The organism is Clostridioides sp. LIBA-6622 (assembly GCF_056716095.1).
The window spans coordinates 4077527-4091362 of record NZ_CP196998.1 but is presented as its reverse complement, the minus strand read 5'-3'; the positions used below and the strand labels follow the sequence as shown (position 1 = coordinate 4091362).

Here is a 13836-nt window from a genome sequence, read left to right as displayed (position 1 = left end):
AATAAGATACTTATCAAGAGTTAGGGGAGAGAGTTAGCTCAGTGATCCTATACCAACCTTTTATCAGGTGGTCCTGCTAACAACGATGAGACGATTTGAAATAATATACTCTTCTTATCAATAATGGATAGGGGGAGTTTTTTTTAGAATTAATGTAATAAATTTAAATGATAATGGAGGATTAAATAATGGAAAAAGTGGAAAGTTTTAAGTTAGACCATACAAAAGTAAAAGCCCCTTTTGTAAGAAAATGTAGTGTACTTGATGGAGTAAAGGGAGACAAGGTAAGTAAATTTGACCTAAGATTTTTACAACCAAATGTAGAGAGTTTTGGAACTGCTGCTATGCATGGTTTAGAGCATCTGTTAGCAACTTATTTAAGAGACACATTAGAGGGAGTAATAGACTTATCTCCAATGGGATGTAGAACAGGATTTTATTTAATATTATGGGGAGATGTAGATGCCAATACAGTTAAGGTTGGCTTAGAAGAAGCATTAAAAAAAGTGATTGAATCTGATGAAATGCCAGCAGCTACAGCAATAGAATGTGGGAACTACAGAGATTTATCTTTATTTGGCGCAAAAGAATACGCAAAAGATGTTTTAGATAAAGGATTTTCTTTAAATATATATGGAGAATAATTTAATTGAAAAAGGAAATATAAACATAAATCAAAGTGAAGTTTTAAGATATTTACAATACAAAGGTCAAGAGATAGATAAAGACCTTAAATATACTATTGATGAATGTGTAAATATAACTAAAAATAAAATAAATCCTAGATATTTATCTAGGATTTATCCTATTAAAATAAATAAAGATAATGTTGTAGAATTAGAGGGGACAAATTTAACATTAGAGAGTAAAGACATATATGAACTTTTAAAAGAATGTAATGAATGTGTAATAATGGCAGCGACTTTAGGACTAGAGATAGAAAAAGAAATAAGAAGACATTCTTATTCAGATTTAACAAAAGGACTAATAATAGATTCATGTGGAACAACAGCAATCGAAGAAGTATGTGACATCGTTCAAGATAATGTAGAAAAGGTTTTTTCAGAACAAAATAAATTTATAACTATGCGATATAGTCCAGGATATGGAGATTTACCAATAGAAAAAAATATAGATATATTAAACGTTTTAAATGCTCAAAAACAAATAGGTTTAACAATTACCTCCAATGGAATTATGATACCAAGAAAGTCAGTAGTGGCTATTATAGGTATTTCTAATATACAAATAGATGAAGCTAAAAAAGAAAAATCGTGTGAAAATTGTAAAAACTATAGAAACTGTACATATAGAAAAGGAGCGAATTCTTGTGGAAATAAGACAATATCTGAAGAATAATATACTAATATTTGATGGTGCAATGGGAACAATGCTTCAACAAAAAGGTTTAAAGTTAGGTGAAAATCCAGAAGTGTTTGGTATTCAAAATCCAGAAAAACTTATAGAAATACATACCTCATATTTAGAGGCAGGTTCAAACGTAATTCTTACAAATACTTTTGGATGTAATGAGCTAAAATTAGATAGTAATTATACAGTAGAAGAAGTGATTGATAATGCTGTTTCAGTGGCTAGAAAAGCTATAGAAAGTATAGATAATACTAAACCTAGATATGTAGCATTAGATATTGGACCTATAGGAGAAATGTTAGAACCTATGGGGACTTTGAGCTTTGATAGAGCATATGAAATATTTAAAAGACAAGTATTACAGGGTGCCAAGTCGGGTGTTGATGTGATAGTAATAGAAACCATGATGGATTTATATGAAGCTAAAGCAGCTGTATTAGCAGCCAAAGAAAATTCTGATTTACCTGTTTTCTGTACGATGACATTTGATGAAGGGGGAAGAAGTTTTACCGGATGTATGCCAGAGAGTATGGTGGCTACTATAGAAGGATTGGGTGTTGATGCAATAGGAGTAAACTGTTCATTAGGACCTAAACAACTTTTACCAATAGTTAAAAAAATAGTATCAAGAGCTACAATACCTGTGATGGTTCAAGCAAATGCTGGTTTACCAAATATAGTTGATGGAGAGGCTATATATGATGTTGATGCAAAAGAATTCTTTGAAGGGGTCAAGAAATTCGTCGAAGTCGGTGCTACTATAATAGGTGGATGCTGTGGTACAAACCCAAGTTTTATAAAAGAAATCTCTGATAATATAAGTTCTGTTACTAAGGGCAGTATCGAGAAGATAGACAAATGTGTTGTTTGCTCACCATCAAAGTTTGTGGAAATAGAATCACCTATAGTTGTTGGAGAAAGATTGAATCCTACAGGTAGAAAATCTTTACAAGAAGCATTAAAAAATGAGAATGTAGATTATGCAATAAATTTAGGATTAGAACAAGTAAATGCTGGAGCACAAATATTAGGGGTAAATGTTGGTTTACCAGAGATAGATGAGAAAAAATTAATGCCAAAATTAATAAGAGAAATACAAGCAGTAGTAGATACACCTTTACAAGTTGATTCTTCCAATGTAGAGGCATTAGAGCAAGGGCTTAGATATTATAATGGTAGAACAATAGTGAACTCTGTAAATGGCAAAGAGGAGTCTTTAGAAAGTATATTACCAATAGTTAAAAAGTATGGTTCATGTGTAGTTGGGCTTGCACTTGATGAAAAAGGTATACCTAAAAAAGCTGAAGAAAGATTTGAAATAGCAAAAAAGATAGTAGATAGAGCAGTTTCTTATGGAATAAAGCCAAAAGATATATTTATAGATTGTTTATCATTAACTGTATCAGCGCAACAAGAGGAAGCAATAGAGACGATAAAGGCTATAACAATGGTAAAGACATTGGGGGTAAAAACTATTTTAGGTGTTTCAAATATTTCATTCGGACTTCCAAATAGAAAAGCACTTAATGCTTCTTTTCTAACATTAGCTTTAGGAGCAGGTCTTGATTTAGCAATTATAAATCCAAATGAATATAGTATGATGGAGGCTATTAATTCTTTTAGAATCTTAAATAATACAGATAAAGGATGTATAAACTATATAAATCAATATAGCAATATAAACAATTCAAAAAAATCAGATTCTGCTACGAAAGTTGACAAAGATTTGTCTCTAGATGTTTTAGTTGAAAGAGGCTTAAAGGACGAAGCAAAAAATGTAACACTAAATCTTTTGAAGGAAAAGGATGAAAATTATATATTAGATGAGATTTTAATTCCTGCCCTTGATAAAGTAGGAAAGAAATATGATAGTGGAGATATATTCTTACCACAATTGATTCAATCAGCAGAGACAGTAAAGGCTTCATTAAATACAATAAAGGAAACTTTACTAAGTAAAAGTAGCGAGAATGTATCTAAAGGAAAAATAATAGTCGCTACAGTAAAAGGTGATATTCATGATATTGGAAAAAATATAGTAAAAATAATGCTAGAAAATTATGGATATGAAGTTATAGATTTAGGGAAAGATGTTCCAATTGAAGAAGTAGTAGAAGTAGCTAAAAAAAGAAATATAAAATTAGTAGGATTAAGTGCACTTATGACTACAACTGTCCAAAGTATGAAAGACACAATTCAAGCATTAAGAGATAATGATATAAATGCAAAAGTATTTGTAGGAGGTGCAGTTTTAACAGAAGAATATGCAGAAGAAATGGGTGCTGACTATTATTCAAAGGATGCAAAATCTGCTGTTGAAATAGCAAAGTTAAATTTTTAGTATATAAATTAAAATAAAGGTTTTACTAAATAGGATATTTTATATATAATATAGATATAAGTTTTAGATACTTATGTTTGAAACAATAGGAATTAATCTATAAAAATGAGATTAATTAATATAAAAAAATATTTATCATCAACATTAAAAAGGGCTGGGAAGTCTGGTATAACTTCCATCAGCCCTTTTTAGTTAAAAACATAGTTTAAAAAGCCCAGTTACCATTTTTAAAAATCTGTATTTGCTTTCCATCATAAGTTTCTCCAAGAATGTCCATATCATTAGAGCCAATCATAAAGTCTACATGTGTTAAGCTATCATTTACACCGTATTCATCTAATTCTTCATCTTTTAAATTGTTTCCACCTTTTAGACAAGTTTTATAAGCAGAACCAATTGCAAAGTGGCAAGAAGCATTTTCATCATACAGAGTATTGTAAAAAATTATATCTGTATTAGATATTGGTGAGTTGTATGGAACAAGAGCAACTTCTCCTAAATATTGAGAACCTTCATCTGTTTCAATAAGTTTCTTTAAAGTTTCAAGTCCTTTTTCAGCAGAGAAATCTATTATTTTTCCATCTTTAAAAGTTAAGAAGAAATTATCAATTATGTTTCCACCATAAACAAGAGGTTTAGTACTATAAACAGTTCCATTCACTTTAAACTTATGTGGCATTCCAAAAATTTCCTCTGTTGGTATATTAGGATTAAAGCTTATTCCATTAGGGTCTTTAGATGCTCCACTTAGCCAAATATGACCATTTGGTAAATCTAAAGTTAAATCAGTTTTTGAAGATTTATATTTTAAAGTTTTAAAATTATTTTTATTTAAGAAATCCATTTTAGATTTAAGGTTTTCATTATGTTCCTCCCATGCTTTTATAGGGTCTTGACCATCTACTCTTGAACACTTAAATATAGCATCCCATAATTTTTCTATTGCTTTTTCTTCTGATAAATTTGGAAACACTTTTTTTGCCCACGCTTTTGTTGGTACAGAAACTATGCTCCATTTGCACTTATCAGTTAAAGTATAAGAACGCCATTCTTTTAAAGCCTTACCAGATGCTTTTTGAAAATTTGCAACTCTTTCAGGGTCAACATCTTTTAGTAAGTCAGGATTTTGAGCATATACTGATAAGAATGCACCACCTTCTTTTGCTATATCTACATATTGTTCCGCTGTCCATTTTGGGAACTCATGAAATGCTTCATCTGGAGCATATAAATATTTAATAAGAGCACTTTCTTCATCAGACCATTCTATATATACATTTTTAGCACCACATTTATATGCTTCTTTAAGTGCGTTTCTTGCAAAATCAGCACATTCTATTGGTGATTTTATAAGTAAAGTTTGACCTGGCTGTATGTTAATCCCGACTTTGATTGCCAATTCAGCATATTTCTCTAAATTTCTATTTAAATTCATGTCTATCCTCCTATATTTTTAATATTTGATAACCTATAAAATATTATAACATTACTTAGATTTTGGGTCATATTTAAAATATTTATACTCTATAAACTAAGAAATAAAAAATATATATTTTAATTAAAATAGATTGTTTAGATGTATAAACTTAATTGGTAGAATATTTTTTGTTGATATTAGTATTAAAGTAGAAATAAAAATACTTTTTTAGTGAAAAGCTATACAAGAATACCGAAAAAAACTTATAATATAATAATGAGATAAATATAAATAATGAAATAAAAAATTTTCTGGCAAAGCTTATATATGTTTAAATATAGTAGTTTATATATTATGAACAGAAGATTTCAGTTAGGAGGGCATAAATGGAGCTTTATGAAGCCATTTTTTATAGAAAATCTGTAAGAAATTTTTCCAGTAATAAGATAAAAAAGCCATTAATGGAAGAAATAAAGAGAAGTTGTAAAAATTTAGAATATTTAAATGAAGATTTAAATATTAAAGCGCATGTTGTTGATAGAGGTCATATAATACATTTCTTAATGGGTAAGGAATGTAAAGTAAAAGCACCTCATTATATAGTAGTCACATCAAATAAAGGTGAAGATTATTTACAAAACATAGGTTTTGCTACAGAAGGTGTAGTTTTACGTCTTACAACATTAGGTGTAGCTACCTGTTGGCTGGAAGGAAACTTAAAGAGAGAAGACATTTTAGAATTTGTAGATATAGGAAATAAAAGCTCTGAAGAAGATGAGGAAGACGATTTAGATTATTTAGCTGGAATAAAAACAGAAGAAGATAAGGAAGAAGAAATAGAGTATCCTTATATAATAATAGCTTTTGGATATCCAGCGAGAACTGAGGATTTATTCAGAACAAGATATGCTAGACCTGATAGAAAACCAGTAAAAGATATGATAAATAAGATAAATAGGAATAGAAAGTGGAAAGAAGTATTAGAATTTACAAGAAGAGCTCCATCTGTAAAAAATTCTCAACCGTGGTATTTCCATAAGGATGAACGAGGTCTTCATTTATTTGAAAAAAAACCTAAGAAACATTGTGAAGACATGAATAAAGTTAGCTTAGGCGCAGGATTAAGACATTTTGATATAGCCTGCATAAAAAATAAAATAGATGTTTCATATGAAAAACTTCCTATAAGAAATAAAATAGGAAAATCATATTTTATAACTGTAGTTGAACATGTGAAACCAGAAGAAGAAATATCAGAAGAAAATGTAAGTCCAGAAAAAGAAGAATCACAAGAAGAATAAAATTTTGGAAGGGGATATTGGATATGTACAAGTGTGGAAAGTGTAATCTTAGAGGCTGTTCTGATGGAAATATGGATAAGCTAATGAAGATATGTCCTACTAGAGAAGTTGAACTACAACAAAAAGCAAAACAGCTTTATAAAGAAGAGGAGAATAGAAAAATAGCTTATAATGCTGGTCTAGTTGAGACAGAGGGGTATTGTCAATATACTAGACTAAAAGAGATAATAGAGTTTGCTAAGAAATGTGATTATAAAAAAATAGGTATCGCATTTTGTATTGGATTAAAAAGAGAAATGCAAACAGTACAAAAAATATTTGAACACCATGGATTTGAAGTATTTTCTGTTATATGTAAAAATGGAGCAATGCCTAAGAGCACAGTTGGATTAGAAGCATCTCAAACAATATCAAAATGTGCAGATGAAATAATGTGTAATCCAATAGGACAGGCTTTGTTTTTAAATGAAGCTAAAGTTGACCTTAATATAATTCTTGGATTATGTGTTGGACATGATACATTAGCCATGAAATATATGGAAGCTCCTATAACAACTCTAATTGTCAAAGATAGAGTAACTGGGCATAATCCAGCTGCTGCGATATATAATGCAGAGTCATATTTTGAAAAAAAATTGTTTGATAAAGATGAAGAATAATTCAAAGACTTATTGACATAAAAAGCAATTAGTGGTTTAATTATAAAAAAAGATAAAACTTTAAATTATCTTAGAGATACATAAAGTTATATTAATAAAGAAAAATATTACAGCTAAATTCCTTAAATTAGTCCAGAGAGACTAAAGGGTTATAGATAGTGTTAATATATAACCTCTAGTAAATCTTCTAGAGGTTTTTGATGAGTATAAAATAAAAATTTAAATATAATAAAGTCTTTTAAACTAGTCCAGAGAGACTGGGAAAGATATCTCATAGCTAATGAATTGAGTTATGTATAGATAAAATCCTTGTGCCTCTTTTGGTGTGAGGATTTTTTTATAAAGATTTAGGCTTTATTAAAAAGGAGATGTAAAAATGATAAATGGTAAAGAAAAATTGATAGTTGCAATTGATACTGATGAATTTGATAAAGCTAAAGAATTAATAGACAAATTAGAAGATAGTGTAGATATATTTAAAGTAGGATTAGAGCAGTATGTTGCTACAAAAGGAAAAACAATAGATTACCTTAAAGAAAAAGGTAAAAAAATATTTTTAGACCTTAAGTTCCATGATATCCCAAATACTATGAAAAGTGCAGTAAGAGCTGCAGTGAGAGATAATGTTTGGTTAATGACAATACATGTATCAGATATGGAAGGAATGAGACAGTGTGCGCTAGTTGCTAAAGAAGAAGCAGAAAGATTAAATATAGAAAAGCCTTTAGTAGTTGGAGTAACAGTTTTAACTTCATTAAGTAACCAAGACTTACAAGATATAGGATGTAATATGACAACAGAAGAGTTAGCTATAAAAAGAGCTAAACTGGCAAAAGAATCAGGAATAGATGGAGTTGTTTGTTCAGCACAAGAAGTAGATAAGATAGTAGAAGCATGTGGAACTGATTTTATAACAGTTTGTCCAGGAATAAGACCTAAATCAGCAGAGGTTGGAGACCAAAAAAGAGTTGTAACGCCATCAGATGCAATAAAAAGAGGAGCTCATTATTTAGTTGTTGGAAGACCTATAACAAAAGCAGAAAATCCAAGAGAATCAGCTATTAACATTGTAAAAGAAATAGAAAATGCTTAGATAAAATATTTGGGAGGTAGCTTATATGAAGGGGAAATTAATTTTAGAAGATGGAACAGTATTTGAAGGAAAAGCATTTGGATATCTAAAAGAGACTGTTGGAGAAGTTGTATTTAATACTTCAATGGCGGGATATGGAGAACTATTAACAGATGCAACTTATTATGGACAAATAGTTACTATGACTTATCCGCTTATAGGTAACTATGGAATAAATTTAGAAGATGTTGAATCAAATAAGGTACAAGTAAAAGGACTTATTGTAAGAGAAAAAAGTGATAACCCAAATAATTTTAGATGTGAGATGGATATAGACACATATCTAAAGCAAAATAAAGTAATAGGACTTGAAGGAATAGATACAAGAGCGCTAACTAAAATTATTAGAAATAATGGAACAAAGAGAGGTATTATAACTTTAGAAAATGCATCATTAGAAGATGTTAAATCTAAGTTAGCAGAGCATTGTAACAAGGATTCAGTAAAAAATGTTACAAGAAAAGAAATTGAAAATATTAAAGGGAATGGTGCAAAAGTTGTAGTTATAGATTTTGGTGTTAAAAATAGTATACTAGAGTCTCTTAAAGCTTGTAACTGTGATATAACTATAGTACCAGCAATGACTACATCAGAAGAAATTTTAAATATAAATCCTGACTTAATATTATTATCTAATGGACCAGGAAATCCAGAAGATGTAAATGATATAGTTGAAAATATAAAAAATTTAGTAGGTAAAAAGCCACTGACAGGAATCGGTTTAGGGCATCAAATTTTGGCATTGGCATTAGGAGGAAAAACTTCAAAGCTCACATTTGGACATAGAGGAGGAAATCATCCAGTTAAATGTTTAGAAACTGGAAAAGTGTTTATAACTTCTCAAAATCATGGATATAATGTTTCAGAAATGCCAAAAGATACAGAGATAACTCATATAAATTTAAATGACAATACTATAGAAGGAATGAGACATAAAGAATTACCAATATATAGTGTTCAGTACATTCCAGAATACACAACAAAAGAAGATTTAGATTGTATATTTAACAAATTCTTAGCATTAATATAGATTTAGTATTATTTACAGATAGTAAAAACCATTTAGATAAGGAGAAAAATTTATGCCTAAATTAGATAGTATAAAGAAAACTTTAGTATTAGGGTCAGGTCCAATAATAATAGGTCAAGCAGCAGAGTTTGACTATTCAGGGACACAAGCGTGCCAATCTTTAAAAGAAGAAGGAATTGAAGTTGTATTAATAAACAGTAATCCAGCTACTATAATGACTGATAAAGAAGTAGCAGATAAAATATATATAGAACCATTAACAATAGAATTTATAGAAAAAATAATAGAAAAAGAAAGACCAGATAGTCTGCTTGCAGGTATGGGTGGGCAAACAGGATTAAACTTAGCAGTTGAACTTTATGAAAAAGGCATACTAGATAAATATGGAGTAAAAATAATAGGAACTTCAGTAGAATCTATCAAAAAAGGTGAAGATAGAGATATATTTAGAGATGTAATGAAAGAAATAAATCAACCAGTAATAGTTAGTGATATAGTTACAGAGTTACAAGCAGGTCTTGACTATGCACTTACAATAGGTTATCCAGTAGTTGTAAGACCAGCATACACATTAGGTGGAACTGGCGGAGGTATAGCTGATAATGAAGAAGAATTAAGAGAAATACTTTCACATGGATTACAATTAAGTCCAGTTGGACAAGTATTAATTGAAAAAAGTATAAAAGGTTGGAAAGAAATAGAATATGAAGTAATAAGAGATTCAAAAGGAAACTGTATTGTTGTATGTAATATGGAGAATATAGACCCAGTTGGAGTTCATACAGGAGATAGTATAGTTGTTGCCCCAACTCAAACTCTAAGTAACAAAGAATGCGCAATGCTTAAAAAAGCTTCTTTAGATATATTAAATGCAGTAGAAGTTCAAGGTGGATGTAATGTCCAATTTGCACTTAACCCACATAGTTTTGAATATGCAGTTATAGAGATAAATCCAAGAGTTAGTAGATCATCAGCTTTAGCATCAAAAGCTACAGGGTATCCAATAGCTAAAGTTTCATCAAAAATAGCTCTAGGTTACACTCTAGATGAGATAGAAAATGCAGTAACTAAAAAAACATATGCTTGTTTTGAGCCAACTATAGATTATGTAGTAGCAAAAATACCAAAATGGCCATTTGATAAATTTAAAAAAGCAAATAGAAAATTAGGGACTAAGATGATGGCAACTGGTGAAATAATGAGTATAGGAAGTAACTTTGAAGCGGCCATCCTTAAAGGAATAAGATCACTTGAAACAGGAAAATACTCATTGGTTCATACACCATCTGAAGAGAGAAGTATTGAGGAACTAAAGAAAAGAGTAGTAGTACCTGATGATGAGAGACTATTTGACTTAGCTGAAATGATAAGAAGAGGCTATAAAGTAGAAATGATAGAGCAAATTACAGGCATAGATAAATGGTTTATAAATAAATTTAAATGGATAGTAGAGCAAGAAGAAAAATTAAAAGTTATGAAAATTGAAGATTTAACTAAAGATTATCTTCTTGAATTAAAGAAAAAAGGATTCTCTGATAAAGGTATATCTGACTTAATGAAAATAAGCCCAGAAAAATTATACGAATTGAGAAGTCTATATAATATAAAACCAGCATATAAAATGGTTGATACTTGTGCAGGTGAGATAGATGCTATATCTCCTTACTATTATTCAACTTATGAACAATATGACGAAGTAGTTGTTAGTGATAAGAAAAAGGTAATAGTATTGGGTTCTGGACCAATAAGAATAGGTCAAGGTATAGAGTTTGACTATTGTTCAGTTCATTGTGTAAAATCTCTAAGAAAAATGGACATAGAAACTATAATTATAAACAATAACCCTGAAACAGTAAGTACAGACTTTGATACATCAGATAAGTTGTATTTTGAACCATTAACAGAAGAGGAAGTTCTAAGCATAATCGAAAAAGAAAAACCAGAAGGTGTAATACTACAGTTTGGTGGGCAAACAGCTATAAAATTAGCTAAGTTCTTACATGAGAAAAATATACCTATATTAGGTACTGATTTTGATGATATAGATGCAGCAGAAGATAGAGAGAAGTTTGATGACTTATTAGAAAAACTAGACATAAATAGACCAAAAGGAAAAGGTGTATGGTCACTTAGTGAAGGTATTGAAATTGCTAATGAATTAGGTTATCCAGTATTAGTTAGACCATCTTATGTACTTGGTGGTCAAGGTATGGAAATAACTTATAATGAAGAGAAATTATCTCAATACTTACAGGATGCATTTGATAGAGACCATAAGAATCCAGTTCTTATAGATAAATATCTAACTGGTAGAGAAATAGAAGTAGATGCGATATGTGATAAAGAAGATATATTGATACCTGGTATAATGGAGCATTTAGAAAGAGCTGGAGTTCACTCTGGAGACAGTACAACAATGTATCCAAGTCAAAATATATCTGATGAGATAAAAGAAAAGATAGTAGAATACACTAAAAAAATAGCTTTAGAGCTTAATGTAATTGGCATGGTTAATATACAATTTATAGAATTCCAAAATGAGTTATATATAATTGAGGTTAATCCTAGAGCTAGTAGAACAGTTCCATATATAAGTAAAGTTAGTGGAGTACCAATAGTTGACTTAGCGACTAAATGTATGTTAGGAGCTAAATTAAAGGATTTAGGATATGGTACAGGGGTTTACAAAGAGCCAAAATTAGTATCAGTAAAAGTACCAGTATTCTCAATGTCTAAATTAGCTAAAGTTGAAGTAAGTCTAGGACCTGAGATGAAGTCTACAGGAGAAGTTCTAGGTGTAGGAGAAAATTTAGAAGAAGCTTTATACAAAGGATTCTTAGCAGCAGGCAGACATATGTCTGATGAAAGAGGAGTGGTACTTGCTACTGTTAATAATCTTGATAAAGATGAGTTTATAGAGATAGCAAAAGATATGAAAGAGTTAGGATACACTTTTGTTGCTACAGAAGGAACAGCTAAAAGTTTAAGAGAAAATGGAATAGAGGCTGATATAGTAAATAGAGTAGAAGAATCTAGACCAAATATATTAGACGCTATAAGAAATAAACAAGTTGATATAGTTATAAATACACCAACTAAAGGAAATGATTCTACAAGAGATGGATTTAAGATAAGAAGAACAGCTATTGAGTTTTCTACTGAAATAATGACATCTTTAGATACATTAAAAGCTTTAGTAGAGGTTAAGAAGAAACATTTAAACAAAGACAAGTTAAAAGTTTACAATATAGCTGAATAAACATTAAGTTAATTGTATAGCTTAAGAATTTAATTATTAAATTAAAAATAAGAAGTTATTTTTTCTATGAGTTTTTACTTTTGAGATAACTTCTTTTTTTTAAGAAATTTGTAGTATAATAGAAAAAGATAAAAAATAGCTGTAAATAAGTATAAAACTAGAATGTAAAAGTGAAAAATATAGATAGATATTTAAAAGCTTATATTTAGTTAATGTTCTTTAGTTTGCCTAAAGAGAATTATAGGAGGTACTGTAATATGAAAGCAAGGTTAATATTAGAAGATGGGACAATTTTTATAGGAAAGGCATTTGGATATTTAGAAGAAAGTGTAGGAGAAGTAGTATTCAATACTTCTATGATAGGATATGGTGAAGTTTTAACAGACCCTTCTTACTATGGTCAAATAGTTACTATGACTTATCCTCTTGTAGGAAATTATGGTATAAATTTATCATCAGCGGAATCTGAAAAAGTGCAAGTGAAAGGATTTATAGTAAGAGAAAAAAGTGATTCTCCAAGCAATTTTAGATGTGAAATTGATATAGACCAATATCTAAAGCAAAATAAAGTTATTGGGCTTGAAGGAATAGACACAAGAGCTCTAACTAAGATACTTAGAAATAATGGAACAATGAAAGGTATAATTACGTTAGAAGACAGTAAGTTAGAAGATGTTAAACATAAATTGGATAAATTTTCGAATACAGAAGCAGTTAGAACAGTTACAAGAAAAGAAATAGAGCATATAAAAGGAAATGGTCCAAAAGTGGCTGTTATGGATTTTGGTGTTAAGAGAAACATATTAAGATCATTTGCAGCTCGTGGATGTGATATAACAATATTTCCAGCTACAACATCTCCAGAAGATGTATTAGGTATAAATCCTGACTTGATATTCTTGTCAAATGGACCTGGAGACCCAGAAGACCTAGAAGATGTTATAGAAAATATAAAAGCTCTTATTGGTAAAAAGCCTATAGTTGGAATATGTTTAGGACATCAGCTTTTAGCTTTAGCTCTTGGAGGAAAGACTGCTAAACTTAAATTTGGTCACAGAGGTGGAAACCACCCAGTTAAAGATGTGGAAGAGGGAAAAGTATTTATAACTTCTCAAAATCATGGATACTATGTTTCAGAAGTTCCTGAACAAATGAAAGTTACACACATAAATTTAAATGATAATACTGTTGAAGGGATGAGACATGAAAAACTAGATGTATACAGTGTTCAGTACCACCCTGAAGCTTGCCCAGGACCAAAAGATAATGATTATATTTTCGATAAATTTTTAGAGTTAGTAAAATAAATAATACTAGGATACAACT

At 29.8% G+C, this 13836-nt stretch carries 10 protein-coding genes; 9 read left to right on the top strand and 1 reads right to left on the bottom strand.

Features of this window, described 5'->3' with window-relative positions:
• Positions 1–188 precede the first annotated feature (188 nt).
• The 3 genes from ACTG47_RS19070 to ACTG47_RS19060 are packed head-to-tail and all read left to right on the top strand — an operon-like array spanning position 189 to position 3712.
• Positions 189–644: an S-ribosylhomocysteine lyase gene (locus ACTG47_RS19070; protein ID WP_479917800.1), complete on the top strand. Its 456-nt coding sequence runs from the start codon at positions 189–191 to the stop codon at positions 642–644.
• The gene (locus tag ACTG47_RS19065; protein ID WP_479925701.1) at positions 634–1359 is read left to right on the top strand and encodes a vitamin B12 dependent-methionine synthase activation domain-containing protein; all 726 of its coding nucleotides are present in this window, start codon (positions 634–636) and stop codon (positions 1357–1359) included. The genes ACTG47_RS19070 and ACTG47_RS19065 overlap by 11 nt, the downstream gene beginning before the upstream one ends.
• Positions 1331–3712, top strand: a complete 2382-nt coding sequence (locus ACTG47_RS19060) for a homocysteine S-methyltransferase family protein (protein WP_479925700.1) — start codon at positions 1331–1333, stop codon at positions 3710–3712. The genes ACTG47_RS19065 and ACTG47_RS19060 overlap by 29 nt, the downstream gene beginning before the upstream one ends.
• A gap of 205 nt (positions 3713–3917) precedes the next feature.
• Here the strand turns inward: ACTG47_RS19060 and ACTG47_RS19055 are convergent, their stop codons facing one another.
• Positions 3918–5147: an aminopeptidase gene (locus ACTG47_RS19055; RefSeq protein ID WP_479925699.1), complete on the bottom strand. Its 1230-nt coding sequence runs from the start codon at positions 5145–5147 to the stop codon at positions 3918–3920.
• A 368-nt stretch (positions 5148–5515) separates the two neighbouring features.
• Here ACTG47_RS19055 and ACTG47_RS19050 point away from each other — a divergent pair, with 368 nt between their 5' ends.
• The 6 genes from ACTG47_RS19050 to carA (ACTG47_RS19025) all read left to right on the top strand — a co-directional run bounded on the left by ACTG47_RS19050 (position 5516) and on the right by carA (ACTG47_RS19025) (position 13817).
• Positions 5516–6430: a nitroreductase family protein gene (locus ACTG47_RS19050; RefSeq protein WP_169470501.1), complete on the top strand. Its 915-nt coding sequence runs from the start codon at positions 5516–5518 to the stop codon at positions 6428–6430.
• 23 nt (positions 6431–6453) lie between these two features.
• Entirely contained in the window at positions 6454–7089 is a 636-nt protein-coding gene (locus ACTG47_RS19045; RefSeq protein WP_479925698.1) for a DUF1847 domain-containing protein, read from the top strand.
• 376 nt (positions 7090–7465) lie between these two features.
• The gene (gene pyrF, locus ACTG47_RS19040) at positions 7466–8182 is read left to right on the top strand and encodes an orotidine-5'-phosphate decarboxylase (protein WP_054277797.1); all 717 of its coding nucleotides are present in this window, start codon (positions 7466–7468) and stop codon (positions 8180–8182) included.
• A 25-nt stretch (positions 8183–8207) separates the two neighbouring features.
• Positions 8208–9251: a glutamine-hydrolyzing carbamoyl-phosphate synthase small subunit gene (carA, locus tag ACTG47_RS19035; RefSeq protein ID WP_169470499.1), complete on the top strand. Its 1044-nt coding sequence runs from the start codon at positions 8208–8210 to the stop codon at positions 9249–9251.
• 52 nt (positions 9252–9303) lie between these two features.
• The gene (gene carB / locus ACTG47_RS19030; RefSeq protein WP_479925697.1) at positions 9304–12510 is read left to right on the top strand and encodes a carbamoyl-phosphate synthase large subunit; all 3207 of its coding nucleotides are present in this window, start codon (positions 9304–9306) and stop codon (positions 12508–12510) included.
• Between the two features lie 257 nt (positions 12511–12767).
• Positions 12768–13817 carry a glutamine-hydrolyzing carbamoyl-phosphate synthase small subunit gene (carA, locus tag ACTG47_RS19025; protein ID WP_479925696.1) on the top strand — a complete coding sequence of 350 codons (1050 nt, stop codon included), beginning with the start codon at positions 12768–12770 and terminating at the stop codon, positions 13815–13817.
• Positions 13818–13836 lie beyond the last annotated feature (19 nt).